This is a genomic window from Enterococcus sp. AZ156, from assembly GCF_051714165.1.
GTDB classification, from domain to species: domain Bacteria; phylum Bacillota; class Bacilli; order Lactobacillales; family Enterococcaceae; genus Enterococcus_B; species Enterococcus_B pernyi.
In genome coordinates, this window is record NZ_JBIORI010000001.1 from 469,097 (window position 1) to 486,209 (window position 17,113).

13 protein-coding genes and 1 pseudogene are annotated in these 17,113 nt (G+C 38.7%); 7 read left to right on the forward strand and 7 right to left on the reverse strand.

Annotated features, from left to right (window positions below; genetic code table 11):
* Nucleotides 1–35: 35 nt before the first annotated feature.
* The 3 genes from IGJ95_RS02330 to IGJ95_RS02340 are packed head-to-tail and all read right to left on the reverse strand — an operon-like array spanning nt 36 to nt 3,991.
* Nucleotides 36–1,046: an aldose epimerase family protein gene (locus IGJ95_RS02330; protein ID WP_010736388.1), complete on the reverse strand. Its 1,011-nt coding sequence runs from the start codon at nt 1,044–1,046 to the stop codon at nt 36–38.
* Nucleotides 1,039–1,704, reverse strand: coding sequence for a beta-phosphoglucomutase (gene pgmB, locus IGJ95_RS02335; protein ID WP_010736387.1), 666 nt, complete (start codon nt 1,702–1,704; stop codon nt 1,039–1,041). Before pgmB ends, IGJ95_RS02330 begins: the two co-directional genes overlap by 8 nt.
* Nucleotides 1,697–3,991 carry a glycoside hydrolase family 65 protein gene (locus IGJ95_RS02340; RefSeq protein ID WP_438761399.1) on the reverse strand — a complete coding sequence of 765 codons (2,295 nt, stop codon included), beginning with the start codon at nt 3,989–3,991 and terminating at the stop codon, nt 1,697–1,699. The genes pgmB and IGJ95_RS02340 overlap by 8 nt, the downstream gene beginning before the upstream one ends.
* Nucleotides 3,992–4,275: 284 nt before the next feature.
* Here IGJ95_RS02340 and IGJ95_RS02345 point away from each other — a divergent pair, with 284 nt between their 5' ends.
* Both IGJ95_RS02345 and IGJ95_RS02350 read left to right on the forward strand, forming a co-directional pair.
* On the forward strand, nt 4,276–6,438 hold the full coding sequence (locus tag IGJ95_RS02345) for a PTS transporter subunit IIBC (protein WP_071866599.1): 2,163 nt from the start codon (nt 4,276–4,278) through the stop codon (nt 6,436–6,438).
* 128 nt (nt 6,439–6,566) lie between these two features.
* Entirely contained in the window at nt 6,567–7,397 is an 831-nt protein-coding gene (locus IGJ95_RS02350; RefSeq protein WP_010736384.1) for an endonuclease/exonuclease/phosphatase family protein, read from the forward strand.
* A gap of 293 nt (nt 7,398–7,690) precedes the next feature.
* Here IGJ95_RS02350 and IGJ95_RS02355 read toward each other — a convergent pair whose 3' ends face one another.
* On the reverse strand, nt 7,691–9,370 hold the full coding sequence (locus tag IGJ95_RS02355) for a hypothetical protein (RefSeq protein ID WP_023519064.1): 1,680 nt from the start codon (nt 9,368–9,370) through the stop codon (nt 7,691–7,693).
* Nucleotides 9,371–9,634: 264 nt separating this feature from the next.
* Entirely contained in the window at nt 9,635–10,168 is a 534-nt protein-coding gene (locus IGJ95_RS02360) for a phenolic acid decarboxylase (RefSeq protein ID WP_010736382.1), read from the reverse strand.
* Nucleotides 10,169–10,271: 103 nt separating this feature from the next.
* Here IGJ95_RS02360 and IGJ95_RS02365 point away from each other — a divergent pair, with 103 nt between their 5' ends.
* Nucleotides 10,272–10,820, forward strand: a complete 549-nt coding sequence (locus IGJ95_RS02365; RefSeq protein ID WP_010736381.1) for a PadR family transcriptional regulator — start codon at nt 10,272–10,274, stop codon at nt 10,818–10,820.
* Between the two features lie 187 nt (nt 10,821–11,007).
* Here IGJ95_RS02365 and IGJ95_RS02370 read toward each other — a convergent pair whose 3' ends face one another.
* A complete protein-coding gene (locus IGJ95_RS02370) occupies nt 11,008–11,475 on the reverse strand; it encodes a MerR family transcriptional regulator (protein WP_010736380.1) in 468 nt (155 codons plus the stop codon).
* A 134-nt stretch (nt 11,476–11,609) separates the two neighbouring features.
* On the opposite strand from IGJ95_RS02370, the gene IGJ95_RS02375 reads away from it, so the two are divergent.
* From IGJ95_RS02375 to IGJ95_RS02390, 4 genes and pseudogenes are all read left to right on the forward strand, one after another.
* On the forward strand, nt 11,610–13,082 hold the full coding sequence (locus IGJ95_RS02375; protein WP_153829905.1) for an MDR family MFS transporter: 1,473 nt from the start codon (nt 11,610–11,612) through the stop codon (nt 13,080–13,082).
* Nucleotides 13,079–13,786, forward strand: coding sequence for a DUF4811 domain-containing protein (locus IGJ95_RS02380; protein WP_153829904.1), 708 nt, complete (start codon nt 13,079–13,081; stop codon nt 13,784–13,786). Before IGJ95_RS02375 ends, IGJ95_RS02380 begins: the two co-directional genes overlap by 4 nt.
* 156 nt (nt 13,787–13,942) lie before the next feature.
* Nucleotides 13,943–14,174 (forward strand): annotated as a pseudogene (mazE, locus tag IGJ95_RS02385) (type II toxin-antitoxin system PemI/MazE family antitoxin).
* Nucleotides 14,164–14,529, forward strand: coding sequence for a type II toxin-antitoxin system PemK/MazF family toxin (locus IGJ95_RS02390; protein ID WP_010736376.1), 366 nt, complete (start codon nt 14,164–14,166; stop codon nt 14,527–14,529). The pseudogene mazE and the gene IGJ95_RS02390 overlap by 11 nt, the downstream one beginning before the upstream one ends.
* Nucleotides 14,530–14,713: 184 nt before the next feature.
* Here IGJ95_RS02390 and IGJ95_RS02395 read toward each other — a convergent pair whose 3' ends face one another.
* Nucleotides 14,714–17,050 (reverse strand): ABC transporter ATP-binding protein/permease, encoded by a 2,337-nt coding sequence (locus tag IGJ95_RS02395; RefSeq protein WP_023519067.1) that lies wholly within the window; start codon nt 17,048–17,050, stop codon nt 14,714–14,716.
* Between the last annotated feature and the right edge of the window lie 63 nt (nt 17,051–17,113).

Sequence of the window (17,113 nt, forward strand, 5' to 3'; positions counted from 1 at the left end):
CATCGTCTTGTTGAAACCAAGTTAAATAAAACTGGTTAAGTGAATGTACTAAATTCATAAGTTGTTTGGCTGACACGTTCTTGTCCAGGGCGTAGCGTAATCGAGCCAAACTCCGGGAAATGAACGATATCTGGTATTTCTTGTGGTTCGATCGCTAAGCCAAAATGAGAATGCATGTTTTGACCGTTGATCTGTAAATCTGCATCGAACCCAGTTGTAGAAAATAATACCATACTTTTGTTCGTAGTTGCTATATTCATTTGGCGACCGGAAGCTTCTTCTGATAAAGTTAAGCTATTTTTGGTGAGTTTAGGCGTATTTAATAAAAAAACGTCATCAAGACCTGAAGGATACTTGGATAAAATCTCTGTCAGTGTATTTGGTTCTTGAAAATTGATGGGTAAGTCCGCTTTGTCTAGTGTTTCCCCTGTAGGTAATTTGTCATGATCCAAAAGTAACAAGCTATCTAATTGAATCTGGAGTTGATGGGAATCAATATCACGTTTTCCATTTCCAGATAGATTGAAATAGGCATGGTTTGTCGGGTTGCAAATCGTTTCTACTACACTGTTAGCTTTAGTGATCATCACTAGTCTATTTCCTTCTAATTGATAGGTCACAGTCGCGGTGATTGGTCCAGGATAACCTGAAAATGTATCTTTTAAATAAAAGACGACACCCACTGCTTGAGGTGATTTGAATACTTCTACCTCCCAAAACTGAAAGGACCAGCCGTTTGTTCCGCCGTGGATATGATGGTTGCCATTATTTTTTTCTAGTTGGTGAGGGCCCCATTCACCATTTCTGATCCTACCTGCCACTGGACCAACCGTTGCACCGAAAAAACTATAATCAGATAAAACATCTTGAAGATTGTCGTAAGAGAGTAAGATATTTTCCATTTGTCCAAATCTATCTGCTGTGAATATTTGATGCAAGCGAGCGCCATAATTGAGAAGAACGACTTCTAGCTCGTCGTTCTTCAATGTGATTTTTTTTAGATTTGTTTGTTTGATGGGGAGGACAGAGATGCTTGGTTCAGACATCTTTGCGCCAAACGTGTTGTAGATAGTCGAGTGTTAACGAAGACGTATCAGCGACGATCGGAATGTCCTCCCCAAGATCTTCCTTGCGTCCAACTCCTACAGGATAAGCACCACTTGCGATGATCGCTTGGATGCCTGCTTTTGCATCTTCAATACCTAAACAATCAGTCGCCTCGAATCCGATTTCTTTGGCTGCTAATAAAAAGATATCAGGGGCGGGTTTGCCACTTGCTACTTTGCTAGGATCAGCAATCGCATCAAAGTAATCTGTTAGTTGCATTTTATCTAGTAATAATGGTCCGTTTTTACTAGCAGAAGCCAAGGCGATCTTGATGCCAGCTTTCTTTAATTCTGTTAATAAAGGAACAATACCCGGAAATACGTCTGTTGGCGTGATTTCTTGGATCATTTCTAGATAATACTCATTTTTACGTTTAGCTAAAGCAGCGAATTCTTCGTTTGAAAAGTCATTTTCTTTCTTGCCATAAGCAAGAAGCAATGTTAATGAATCTTCTCGGCTGACTCCTTTTAATTGTTCGTTGAAATTTCGGTCGATTGAAATCCCGATTTCTTCACCAAGTTTTTTCCAGGCGCGATAATGGAATTCTGCTGTGTCGGTGATGACACCGTCTAAATCAAATAGGACACCTTTAAACATGTGCATCGTCCTTTCTTAATGGAATCGTCAATTGATCTGTTAGCTCTTGTGCTTGTCCATACACAGTCAATTCCAGTGCCTCACCATTCAGTAATGTAAAGGTGACTTGTTCATCAGAAACAGCGATGAAAATCAAGCGACCGCGGTAATTGATATGGAAAGAATAGGCATTCCATGTGTTTGGTAAAAATGGTGCAAAAGATAATTCGCCATGGGCGGTTTTCATTTGTGCAAAACCTTGAACGATCGCTAGCCAACTACCTGTCATTGACGTGATGTGCAAACCATCTTCCGTATCATTGTTATAGTTATCCAAATCTAAGCGAGCAGTACGTTGGTACATTTCGACCGCTTTTTCTTCCAAGCCAAGTTCAGCAGCTAAAATCGCGTGGATACTTGGAGAAAGAGAAGATTCGTGAACGGTCATCGGCTCATAGAAATCAAAGTTCCGCTGTTTTTCTTCTTTGGTAAATTCTTCATTGAAGAAATAGATGCCTTGTAACACATCCGCTTGTTTAATGAAGCAAGAACGCAAGATCTTATCCCAAGACCATTTTTGGTTCAATGGCAATTCGCTAAGTGGTAAATCCGAAACTGGCATCAAATCTTTGTCTAGGAATGTATCATGTTGGACAAAAATTCCTTGTTCCTCATCGATCGGGTAGTACATGTTTTCGACAATATCTGCCCATTTTGCTAATTCTTCTTCGCTGATTTCAATTGTTGTTTCTTCTTTGAACGCTAAATAATTTTCACGAGTATAACGAAGGACCCAAGCAGCAATCGTGTTCGTGTACCAATTGTTATTGATATTGTTTTCGTATTCATTCGGACCAGTCACACCGTGGATCATATACTTGTTTTGACGTTTGGAGTAATGGACACGATCCGCCCAGAAACGAGCAATCTCAGCCAATACTTCAAGTCCTTCATTTTTCAGATAAGAGGTATCGCCGGTATAATTTGTATAATTGTAGATCGCGTAAGCAATCGCACCGTTACGATGGATCTCTTCAAAGGTGATTTCCCACTCATTGTGGCACTCGACACCTGTAAAGGTCACCATTGGATAAAGCGCGCCTTTCAATCCTTGTTGTTGGGCATTGTGGATGGCTTGTGGTAACTGATTGTGACGGTATTTCAATAAATTTTTTGTGACTTCTGGGTCAGCTAATGCTAGATATAATGGCACGGCGTAAGCTTCTGTGTCCCAGTATGTCGCACCACCGTATTTTTCGCCAGTGAAGCCTTTTGGTCCAATGTTCAACCGTTCGTCTTCTCCGTAATAAGTAGAGAACAATTGGAAAAGATTGAAACGGATGCCTTGTTGCGCTTCATCGTCGCCTTCGATCACTACGTCAGCCAATTCCCAACGTTTTGCCCAAGCAGTCGTTTGTTCTTTTTTGGCTTCATCATAATGAGTAGTTAACTGATCAAATTCATCCATAAGTGTTGCCACTTGTTGTGCTTCAGGGATATCACGACTTGTCAAAACCAAGACTTCTTTATCCACGACCACAGGATCATTTGGTGTTAGATCATACGAGAATACACCTTGTAACGCTAATGTTTGTTCTTCAAATATAGGTGTTGTTTCTTTGCCGTTGATAAAATGACGCATGCCTGCAGTGACGGTGAATTGCTCAATGTCAAATGCATTAGGAATGGTCTTCGTTGTCAAATAACCGATCGAGTCTTTTATGCCACGGTCGGTCTGATTCCAGAAATGCTCATCGTAGTTACTATCTTCATTTTGGACATTTCCATCCAGTTTCGAAACAAATTTTACAGTGGCAGAGCCGGCGATCAATTCAACCTTTACACGAATATAAGCCGCTTCGCTTTTAACAATACTCAAGAAACGTTCAAATGAGAAACGGACTTTATTTGTAGCTGTCGTAATCGTAAACTGACGAGACAAGACCCCGTTTTTCATATCTAATTCCCAAGAGAAATCTTCTGGATCTAGTGAAGCTAAGTCAATCAATTGGTCGTTGATGTAAATATCCATTGCAATAAAGTTGACTGCATTGATGACTTTTCCAAAGTATTCAGGATAGCCGTTTTTCCACCAACCTACAAGAGTTTTGTCAGGGTACCAGATACCGGCTAAATAAGTGCCTTGGTGATGATCGCCAGAGTACGTTTCTTCGAAGTTTCCACGCATTCCCATGTAGCCGTTCCCAATACTTGTCAATGACTCTTGTAAACGTAAGTTTTCTTTATCTAATGTTGTTGTGCTGATTTTCCAAGGGTCGATCTGGAATAAGCGTTTGATTTGTTTCATGATTCTCCTCCTAAATGTTTCATTTCTTAGGTTTATAATAAACGCAACCGGTTGCGTCAGTCAATAGTAAACTGATAAATACTCAATCTTTTTTATTGGCGAACACTTCGCAAGGGGATAGAAAGCATCATTGCCCTAATATTTCTTTATAGTTCTTATTATATTAGCTGTATCATACTTTTGGATAAAAAAATAAATAAAATAAAAATAAAGCATTTACAAAAAAAGGAATTACCTCTATAATACGGATTAACGAAACCGATTGCGTAAAGGAGAGATAGAAATTGAAGAAAATGTTTAGTTTTGATTTTTGGCAGAAATTTGGAAAGGCTTTAATGGTCGTTGTAGCAGTTATGCCAGCTGCTGGTTTAATGATCAGTATCGGGAAATCGATCCCATTGATCAACCCGAACATGGCAGCACTTGTCACTACGGGTGGCGTTCTTGAAAGTATTGGTTGGGCAATTATTGGGAACTTGCATTTATTATTTGCATTAGCGATAGGTGGTAGTTGGGCAAAAGAACGAGCAGGTGGTGCATTCGCTGCCGGAATCTCGTTTGTTTTGATCAATCGGATCACAGGAGCAATCTTCGGGGTCACAACAGAGATGTTAGCAAACGAAGACGCCTTCACACATACGTTGTTCGGTACACGAATCATGGTGAAAGGATTCTTTACGAGTGTCTTAGAAGCTCCTGCATTGAACATGGGGGTATTCGTAGGGATCATCGCTGGGTTCGTCGGTGCGATGGCTTATAACAAATACTATAACTACCGTAAATTACCAGATGCACTTTCTTTCTTTAATGGGAAACGATTTGTTCCTTTTGTAGTGATTCTTTGGTCAACGATCGTAGCTCTTATTTTGGCAGCAGTTTGGCCAGCTATTCAAGCAGGAATCAACAACTTTGGTTTATGGATTGCACAATCGCAAGATAGCGCACCAATTTTAGCACCATTTTTATATGGAACATTAGAACGGTTATTACTACCTTTTGGTTTACACCACATGTTGACGATTCCAATCAACTATACGCAATTAGGTGGAACATATGAGATTTTATCTGGCGCACAAGCCGGTACACAAGTATTTGGTCAAGATCCACTATGGTTAGCTTGGGCAACTGACTTAGTGAACCTGCGAGGTGCAGGAGACATGGCACAGTATGAATTCGTCTTGAACAATTGGACACCGGCACGTTTCAAAGTCGGTCAAATGATTGGTTCTTCTGGTATTTTGATGGGGATGGCGCTTGCGATGTATCGCAATGTCGATCCAGACAAAAAAGCAAAATACAAATCCATGTATTTCTCAGCTGCTTTAGCTGTCTTTTTAACAGGGGTAACAGAACCACTAGAATTTATGTTTATGTTTGCGGCAGTTCCACTGTATGCAATCTATGCAGTGATCCAAGGAGCAGCTTTTGCGATGGCGGATATCTTACCGTTGCGTGTCCACTCCTTCGGGAATATCGAATTATTGACGCGAACACCATTAGGGATCAAAGCAGGACTTGGCGGCGATTTGATCAACTTCGTCATCTGTGTCATTCTCTTTGGCGTAGTCACTTATTTCTTAGCAAACTTCTTGATCAAGAAATTCAACTTTGCGACACCAGGACGTAACGGGAACTATGATAGTGACAGTGAAGAAACAACAACTGGCACGACAACAGGAGCGGCGGATCAACAAATTATCCAAATCATCCATTTATTAGGTGGAAAAGAAAATATCAAAGACGTGGATGCTTGTATGACGCGTTTACGTGTAACAGTGGCAGATCGAGGTAGAGTTGGTTCAGAAGACGCGTGGAAACGTGCTGGCGCAATGGGCTTGATCGTCAAAGACAATGGTGTCCAAGCAGTTTATGGGCCAAAAGCAGATGTGTTAAAATCAGATATTGAAGATTTGTTGCAATCAGGCGCAGATATTCCTGAACCACAAATCAAAGAAGTCGTGATGGAAAAAGAAACAGCGACAGCAGCATTAGGGATCGAAAAAGAATTGTACGCAGTAGCCAAAGGAGAAGTGATTGCTTTAGCAGCGGTCAATGATCCAGTATTCTCACAAAAAATGATGGGTGACGGTTTTGCAGTCATTCCTGAAACAGATACGATCACTGCTCCAGTAGCGGGTAAAATCGTTAGCGTATTCCCAACGAAACACGCCATCGGGATGGAAACAGCTGAAGGCGCAGAAGTACTGATCCACATGGGAATCGATACTGTCCAAATGGCGCAACCCGCATTTGAAGTATCTGTGAAAGAAGGACAAGAAGTCACACCAGGCATGCCGATTGCACGCATGGATCTTGCAAAAGTCAAAGAACAAGGAAAAGATACAACGATCATGGTTGTTTTCACGGATGATAAAGTGAAAGAAATTGCGATCACTACACTTGGTTCTGTTGAAATGGGTACAGAAATCGGAAAAATCAAGCTATAATAAATAAAAGAAGTGATCAGAGATTGTGACGAAAAAGCGAGACGATTGAGGAGAGATTTCTTCAATAATCAGCGCTGACGTAACAGTCTCTGATTTTTATGTAAAAATAGAAAAGAGGTTCCAAAAAAATGAAAATAATGACGTTGAATACACATAGTTGGTTGGAAGAAGAACCAGTAACTAAACTACAAGACCTTGCAGACAAGATTTTAACTGAGCGCTATGATGTCATTGCTTTGCAAGAGGTCAATCAACTGATTGAAACAAAGATCGTAAATGAACAAGAGCTAGTCGGTTTTTGTCCAGTAACGAATCAGACCCCAATCCACAAAGATAATTTCGCTTATTGCTTGATCCGACGACTGGCAGAAGCAGGAGAATCCTATTTTTGGAGTTGGGAAATGAGTCATATTGGTTATGACAAGTATGAAGAAGGAAACGCTATTTTATCAAAGGCTCCTTTGGATAGTCGGGCATACATAGTGTCTGAAACAAAAGAAAAAGAAAACTACCGTACCCGCATGGTCCTTGTTGCCAAAACAGTTATTGACAATCAACCAATCGTTGTCGCAAGCTGTCATTTCTCTTGGTGGTCAGATATAGAAACGGGCTTTGCCTACGAGTGGCAATTCTTACAGAAAGAACTCCTAACTTATCAAATACCTTGCTTGTTGATGGGTGATTTTAATAATCCAGTAGGTGAGGAAGGGTATCGCTTAGTTAATGAAGATAACCAATTGAACATCAAAGATTCATATGTTTTAGCCGAACAAAAATCTGAAGAAGCCACGATCGAGAAAAAAATCGATGGCTGGGAAAACAATACAGAAGCACTGCGAATCGACTATATTTTCGTTCCGACTGAGAGTAAAGTCAGTACGTATACGCGCGTCTTTGATGGGACGAATGGCCCGGTCGTTAGTGATCATTTTGGAGTGTCTGTAGAAATGGATCTATAAGATAGGTGCTTTTTGCCGTAGTTGGATTCACTCAAATAAGTTTGATGAGGAGAAAGATTGGATTGATCAAGATAAAGCGAACGAATAAGAGCTGACAAGTCATAGGATTTTTCATACCCACTTACTTACGTTTCATATAACGATTAACCAAGAGAATGTCTGCTGAGAAAGGATAAATTATCTACTCTCAAATTTATAAGAATAAGCGAGGCTATGACAGTCAATCTGTCATAGCCTCGCTTATTCTTATACATATATGATAGATGTTACGTATAATCTAAAAAAATGATAGCCTAGCTGATTTTCACATTTTTTTCTTTTCTAAAATTAAACTTTTGTGAAAGATAGATGCCTAAAAAGGATAGCCAACCGGCAATAGTCGCAGCAACAACGAAGTAGAAATAGACGGGAAGGTCGTAATAGAGAATGATCTCGTTGATGCCATTATGCTGTTTGACGATCGGTGTCCCGATATCGGTCAATTCAAAATCCGTCAATTTCTGTCCATTTTGCATCAAGACGGTTCGATCATACACGATAACTGGCACATGAACAGTCGGTTCACCGGTATTTTTCCATTTGATACTCAACCGACCATCAGGATGTGATTTAATGAATGTTGTTTCATTTTCCAGGATTTCTTCATTGTATCGATCGTATTTATTTGCCTTTGTTTGTTTATAGATCGGCAAATAATCTGGCGTAGTTTTCTGGAAAACAAATAAACTTTTGGACATATCACGACTGTAGAAGGTTTTTCTTGCTTCATCAGGTGTATCGAACAAATACGTATGACGACTGACGAAGGTTTCATCTTCCCATTTATTGAGGTGACGGTATAAGTTTTGGATGGTCTGAACAGAACTGATCAGGATCAGTAAGGTCGCAGCTATCCGTAACCAGGTTTTGTTTTCCCAACGATTGGCGACGATTGCAAAGTAAAGTAAGAAAAGCAAGGTAAATGGGACAAAGAAACGAAATGGAAACTGAATCAAGCTAATAAATGGCACTTCGTTTTCAACTAATGTATTCCAAGGGATCAGGCTGGTTGAAAGTAAGAAGAACACAACACTTGTGCGTAACAAAAGTTTTGGAAACAGTTCTTCTCTTTTTCGGAACAATAAGAAACATAAAAATCCAGCAAATAAAACGACAGGTAGGATTTTCGGATAATTCAACCAGTAACTTCCCTCAAGATTGATTGATTTCTCTGTCATGCGTCGATTGACGAAAGGTGGAAGAATCTCATTCCCACTGTAAACCATCGCCATACCTACCCAGATGTTTGCCGTTAGGATAAAGTAAAGCAAAATTGATTTCCCTAATTGTAAAAGAGCTTTTCCCTTGTTGGTTTGTGTGAAGAAATAATACCCATAAAAAGGAATATACATCAATACTAGCATCACAGAAGATAGCAGATGGATCTGCGTCATCAATGCAATCGCTGCAGTTACTTTAAGTACAGGGAATTTTTTATGCACGATGAAATCAACGAGCGGGATCATACATAAAGGATAAAATACTGTTCCCCAGCTCGTAAAACCTTGATTAACAGCCCAATATTGGATCGAATAGGTCGTCATGAACAGGACTGAAACCGGTACACTTACCCATTCACGTACTTTTACATAACGCAACAAAGTCAACATGGACCAACCTGCGATAAGGAAGAGGATAAAATTCGATAAAATCTGGTAATGATACCAACTTCTAGCAACGAGTACGATCAACCCTTGAAAGTATGAGAATAAGGGACCGTAGATTGCATTGACGATCCGACCGCTTTGTTGAAAGCCATACATCGATGGGAAGTAGTGTAAGTCTCCGTGAATAATTTGTTGGGCTGCATCATAAAAACGATTGTAATGAAATGGCGCATCAGCCCCGATGATCAATTTGTGTGATAATATATTTGGCAATACGAAAATAATTGCGAAAATAAAAATCAAAAAATATGGTCTATATTTTTTCAACTGTTTGGCTCCTTTTCATATAATAACTAAACTTATCATAAAGGTTAATGAAAAGAGAGGCAAGGAATTAGAAAAAAATTGAAAATAACATGAAATTATTTATGTAAATCATAAAGAAATCAATTGGAAAAGTTAAATGACCACATTTATTTACAATAAAATAAAGGGTAGAAACAAAAGCCTCCGTTTATAATGATCAAAAAGCCACTGGTCTTCATCAATTGAAGGAGTGGCTTTTGATTTTATACGAGTGAGGTAGAGTGATTATTTATTGATACGACGGTAGTTTTCATCGAAGTAACGACCTTCACGAATGTCTTTTGGCATTCCTTCATAAGGTTCTTCGCTAATTACATCTTCATTATCAACACCCGCATCACCCATATAAGTAATTGTCGCAAATTCTGGAACGACTAGTTTTGGATATGTTTCATATTTTTCACGAGCAGCTTCCATTTCCGCAATATGTTCGTTTTGGAAAGTGACAGTGATCTCTGGATGTTCTTCGACCCATTTAGGGAAGAAAATCGTGCCATGGAGTTTTTTCTCATTTGGCATAAAGTCTAAAGCAACGTCTGTACCAGTTGGTTCAGTCCAAGTGATTTTAAAAACACCATCTGTTAATTTTACAATATCTGCTTTTTGATCTTTGACCCAACGCCCTTTGACCATTCCGCCATGAATACGATAGTCAACGGTGTGGTCATTTTTTGCATACCATTCATATTCCCAACCATTATCATACGTATAGATAAAGTGAGTTCCAATAAAATCTTCTAAGTTTTTGAATTGTTTCATGTAAAACATCTCCCTTTAAATTAAAACATGTAATAATTTACATGTTTTTGATTACGTGATTATGATAGAATGATTTTGAGAGAATGTCAAGGAGGAAATTTTGATGGCTAGAAAAAATACATTACGCTATATATTACTGGGATTACTGAGCAAAAAAAATCAAACGGGGTATGAATTGAATCAAGCATTCAAAAATGAAATCGGTGAATTCTGGCAGGCAAAGCATAGTCAGATCTATCCTGAACTGGCCAAAATGGAAGAACTAGGAATCATCAAACATGAAGTAGGAATCACTGGAGTCAAGCTAGAAAAGAAAATTTATCAGTTGACTGAAGAAGGGCGTGTTTTGTTAAACGAATGGATCCATACCTCGCCAAATGAACTTCCAGTCAATCGAGACGAATTTGTCTTGAAACTTTATTTTGTGAAAGATATCAATGATCCAACATGGATTGAGATTCTTGAACAGCAAAAGGAGCTTCATGAAGAAAAAAGACAGCATTTATTCGCCCGACAACAAGTGATTTTCCCGACAGAAAAAGACCAACATGAAAATTATGGTCATTATCTGATCTTGTCTCACGCAATCAATCGAGAAACCGAATATATCAATTGGTTGACACAAGTATTGGAACAAGAAATAAGAAAATAAATGGAAAGTTTATGACAAACAACTTAAAAAGGCGACAACCACAAAAATTTGAAAAACAATTTTCGTGGATGGCGCCTTATTTCTCGAGGCTGAACACTTCTGTCTAGACCTCGTGGTGGCTTTTTTATTTAACTGTAGCAAGTCGGCTACAAGTTCTAATGGAGTAAAAAAAAACTGCGATCTTTTCTTATTTTTCCAGTACTTTTTTAGGATCGATCGTTTCATCTGCTGGAAGGATCTTATAAGATAGTTCATCCGTTTCTTCGTCATGAATAATACATAGCTGTTCCAGATCATTGAAGTCGCCAATTAAAAGGAGTGTATAACGTTCATCAATCAATTGGATGTCTTTGATGGACTTTGAGAAAACTTTTCGGACATGGTGCATTTTGTTTAAACGTTCCTGAGCTTTTTCAGCGGCTTTGGTCAACGTGTACCCTTCATCTAAAAATTTCTTGATGATCTCAACTTTGACCACTGTCGGTAATCGGTATTTTCTTGAACAATTCGCGTCAGCAGTAACGGATTGGATAAAGCCTTTTTGTTCCCAGTATCTCAATTGTCGTGGTGAAACTCCGACGATCTCACTCAATTCACTAATGCCTACTAATAAATGGTCATTTTCCAATAATTGTTTAAGTGAAGCTCCCACCATTCGTCACACTCCTTTGTTGGTCGTTCCCTTAATTATACTTTTGTTGACTATCATGTCAAGTAGGTTGACAAAAGTTAAAAATAGGAATAAAGTATCTTAGTGATTTCAGAAAACATTCAGAAAGAAGGAGAAATATGAGTAAGAATCAACCCGTAGATATTTACGGAAAACCATATAATCGTACACTATTAGTTGTCGTGTTATTGATTGGGACATTTTGTACGGTCTTGAATCAGACCTTATTGACAACTGCTTTTCCAGCATTGATGAAAGCTTTTGATATTTCAGCTTCTGATGTGCAATGGTTGACAACAGGCTTTTTACTAGTGAACGGGATCATGATTCCGATTACTGCTTGGTTGATCAATAAATTTAGTTCTAGAAAATTATATCTGTCAGCTATGACGATTTTTTTGATTGGAACGATTACCTGTTTTACTGCTCCTAACTTTAGTACGCTACTGATTGGACGTTTGATCCAAGCGTGTGGTGTAGGGGTATCTATGCCATTATTGCAAAATATCATGCTATCGATCTTCCCACCAGAAAAAAGAGGTTCTGCTATGGGAATGTCTGGGATCGTTATCGGATTAGCCCCAGCATTAGGCCCAACACTATCTGGTTATATCATTGATAACTATCATTGGCGCGATTTATTTGGAATGGTTATTCCCATCGTCGTTCTTGTTTTAGTACTTGCGTTCTTTTTGATGAAGAGTGTGATTCCTTTATCCAATCCAAGTATCGATATTTTCTCTGCCATTCTTTCAACAATTGGATTTGGTAGTTTGCTATACGGATTTTCAAGCGTAGGAGACGCCGGTTGGGGAAGTACGAAAGTAATCAGCTTCTTGATCGTTGGTGTGCTTTTCATCGCCGCATTTGCTTGGCGTCAATTACATTTAGAACATCCATTCTTAGAGTTGCGCGTTTTTAAATCACCAACCTTTACGATTGCAGCGATTTTAGCTGGCGTAACGAATATGGCGATGGTCGGTGCGGAAATGGTTGTGCCATTGTATATTCAAAATATTCGTGGAGAATCGGCATTCCACTCTGGCTTGATGTTGCTTCCTGGTGCATTGATCATGGGTGCCATGATGCCGATCACTGGTGCGATTTTTGATAAACACGGGGCAAAACGTCTTGCGATTGTTGGGATGTTCATCCTAACAGCAGCTACAGCACCTTTTGCCTTCTTGACTGAAACGACACCTGTTTTGTATATCGTCATTCTTTATGCGATCCGAATGTTTGGGATCTCGATGGTCATGATGCCGGTGACAACATCAGGAATGAATGCTTTACCTAACAACTTGATCAGCCACGGAACAGCAGTGAACAATACCTTCCGCCAAATTGCAAGTTCAATCGGAACTGCGATTTTGATCAGTGTGTTGACAAATGTTACGAAAGACAATCTACCAACGGATGCTGTGTTGAAAAGTACACCTTTAGCCTATAAAGATCAAGCAATCAACGCGACTTTATCTGGTTACCATGCAGCCTTCTTTGTCGCAATCATATTCGGCTTGATCGGCTTTGCGATTGCTTTCTTCTTAAAAAGAAAAGAACCAGTAGTGGTGGAAGTGGGGGATAACGCATGATTATTTTCGTATTGATTGCCAGTGTCATTGCTTTTGCTTTGACGAATGTGTTTGCCAAAAAAATGTGGCAAACACTTCTTTCACTCGTCTTTGGCTTACTGTTTGTTCTCTCGTTAGGACTGATCGTAGAAAATATCACGAATCATTTTGGGATGGAAGAAGTGACAGAAACAAAAACGACTCCGCTCGTTTCCAGTGCGGATCAGTCAGATGTAAATATGTTGCTTTATCAGTCACTAGGAGATGGGACAGAAAAAGTCTACTTATATCGAACAGATGACAAGCAAAAAGAACCAAAAGCTACTGGCACAAAAAATGAAACAAATAAGGTTCAACAAACGGATGGCAAAGCAGAAAAAGTCAGTGAAACAACTTATTGGGTTTATAAAAATGACCAATACAAATTCTGGTTCAACTTAGCGGATAATAACCATGAATATGAACGCCGGGTCAATACGTTCAAACTTCCGAATGATTGGATCGAATTAAGTACTGACCAAGCTTCTGAGTTGGCAAAACGTGTCGAAGAACAAAAAAGCACGATGGAAGCCGATGCACAAAAATTTGTCAAAGAAGGCTTGATGAAAGCCATTGCCCAAAATCAAGCGATGTCTCAAGAAGAACAACAACAAGTATCAAAAGACTTAGCGACAGCTTATCAAAAACAAGCATTGGCAAAATTAATCGCAGAAGTGAAGAAGTAAATAGTTTAATAATATGATAAAAATAGTGGATGAAGTATTCGACAACATACTTTATCCACTATTTTTTTTATGTAAGTAGGAATGAAGAAAAATTAGATTTTTACGTATTTAGAGAGTAGAGGATAGAAAGTTCGTAAAAGAAAGGAGGAATGACTTATGATTTCAACAAAAACAAGAAAACAAGGGAATTCCCTTGTGATTACACTTCCTGCAAAGTTAGGCATAAAAGAAGGTGAAGAATTTAATATTATAAAAAAAGAAAATGGCACGGTTGCTTTAATTCCAAAAGTTGAAGATTTTTTTTGAATCTGCTAAAGAAGGCGAATTTTATTTACCAGAATTAGGGGTTGATTATATGCCACATGGAGGAGAACTAGATGAGCTATAAGCCACGTCAACGAGATATCGTTCTTTTTTACTTTGAACCGTCAAAAGGTTATGAAGTTAAGAAGAGACGACCGGCTTTAATTATGAGTAAGGATGCGTACAATTTAGCAACGAATTTAATTATCGTATGCCCAATTACTACAAGTGATAAAAATAGACCATTTCTTGTGCCTATTCAAAGCGATAAGTTCAAGCTAGATGAAGTAAAGAGAAGCAAAGTAAATACGCTTCAAGTATTCTCTCTTGACTATACCGAAAAAGCTAAAAGAAATGTTAAATACATTGATACATTAGAGGAAGAAGCTTTTTTTGATATTGCACAAAGATTTCTTAAAAATTTTTCTTTCCCTATTTAGAGATCGGGTGGTTGAGAATCAATTTATCTTAGGAAGAATCAACTTATTTCATTTGATATGTAGATATATAGGCCATTTTTAGAAACCGCGAGCTACATAGTACGAACAAAAGAATAAAGCAAAAACACAGTTGGTTTTGACAAGTGATATCAAAACCAACTGTGTTTTTTTCTATTATATTTTACTATTCTGCTCTTAAAGCAATCGCTGCATCTTTCTTCGCTGCCATACGAGCTGGGATGTGTCCGCCTAACATCGTTAAGATCGTTGATACAACAATCAAAATCAAGGCGTGTACAGGATTTAGTTGAGCAACATTTTCTAAATCAGTCATATTGTACAAGAGACTATTGATTGGGAAAGTCGCTAGCCAAGCAATCAAGACCCCTAGTAAACCAGAAGAAATCCCTAAGATACAAGTCTCTGCATCGAATACCCGCGTGATATCTTTCTTACGCGCACCTAATGCTTTCAAGACACCGATTTCCTTCGTCCGTTCGATCACAGAAGTATAAGTGATGATGCTGATCATGATCATACTTGTTACAAGTGAAATACCAGCAAAAGCAATCAGGACATACGTGATGGCATCCATCAATCCACCAGTCAATTCGGTCATTGTTCCAGCTAAATCAGAATAGATGATTTTATCTTCATCTGATTTTCCTTTGTTGAATTCATCTAAATAGTTTAGAATCTCTTCTTTATCGCCAAAATTATTTGGATAGATCATGATGCTTGAAGGTAAGCTGTCTCCACCTAAATAGCTGATCAGCGTTTGTTTTGCTGAGTCATCTACTTTTTCGGTCGTCAATACGTTCATATCGCTGTCTTTTTGCGCTTGAACGATTTCAGAATTTTTGTTTTCATTGACGATTTCTGTTGTCAATTGGTCGCTGTAAGCAATACCCGGAGATAACAGATTCATCGTAGAAGAAGATTTGACCCGTAGAATACCAGAAATCTTAACCTCTCTGGAGGCATCTTCGTACATCGCTTGGTAATCCGTATTAGGAATGAAGTTTCCTGTCGGTAATTTTGTATAGTACGTATCATTGTTCACTAATTTGAAAGTTGTTCCGACGATCTTGTCAAAATCAAGCGTTTCGCCGTCTTTCACATCAAAGCCTAAATTTTTCAACGCATTGATGTTGGTATTGTTATTACCATCCACGATCAATACGACATCATTTGCAGAGGTCGGATAACTACCAGAAAGTAATGAGTAATTTGATTCTAAGAAATTGTCTTTTTGGTCGTCTAGTTGTGTTGGGAAACTAGAAACACCTACGCCAGTCATGGAAGACATCGCACTTGAGAAGGACAGTGATTCAGTATCTGGGTTTTGATTCGAAAAGCTAACAGGCTGTACTTTGCCGTCAACATCTCTTAATAAATTGATACCAGTCGTGCGGGTAAAACCAATATTATTACTTAAATCAGGATCGATACTCGTTACATAATCAACATATTCTTGGTCAATATTATTCGTATGTTGTGCACGGTCTTCATCGCTGATTTTTGCGGTAACAGTTTTTGTATCTGGATATTCGGCTGTGTTGGAACTCAAGCCATCCGATTCAGAAGGAGGACTAGTGGTGACTTTGGAAATCGTAATTGGAAAACGAGCCATCGTTTCTGACTGTGTTTGATCAATTTGTTTTTGGAATCCTGTAGATAGGGCTAATACGATCGCAATCCCAATAATCCCGATACTTGAAGCAAAGGAAGTCAAAAATGTCCGGCCTTTTTTTGTGCGAATATTATTGAAAGATAATTTTAATGCGGTCCAAAAGCTCATCTTTGTCCGACGTAGATTAAATTGATCATCTTTTGGACGTTCGATATGTGGATTAGAATCAGAAACGATTTTTCCATCTGAGAACTCAATGATCCGATCGGCATATTCATGTGCCAACTCAGGGTTATGTGTGACCATGATCACTAGTTTCTCATTGGATAGTTCTTCAATCAACTTCATGATTTGGACACTTGTTTCTGTGTCTAAAGCACCGGTTGGCTCATCACATAAAAGGATGTCAGGGTCATTGGCTAAAGCACGTGCAATTGCGACACGTTGCATTTGTCCACCAGATAATTGATTGGGTTTTTTGTGCATGTGGTCGGTCAATCCAACACGACGCAATGATTCCTCCGCTTTTTTCCGTTTTTCATCTTTAGAGACACCACTTAATGTCATGCCAAGTTCAACATTTTCAATGATTCCTAAATGCCCGATCAAGTTATAACTTTGGAAAACAAAACCGATGGAATTATTACGATAAGCATCCCAATCGCTGTCTTTAAAATCTTTTGTGGACTTCCCGTTGATGACCATATCGCCAGAGTCATAATTATCCAAGCCGCCGATCACGTTCAACATGGTTGTTTTACCAGATCCACTTGGGCCTAAAATGGCTACAAATTCTTTTTTTCTAAAAGCGACGGATACGCCGTCTAATGCTTTTGTCGTTGTTTCACCAACTTTATAATATTTCTTTATCTCTTTTAATTGTAACATTGTCACCCTTCTTTCCGTTTGAAATATTCGTTATACTAATAAGTATAACAGAACAACGAACGT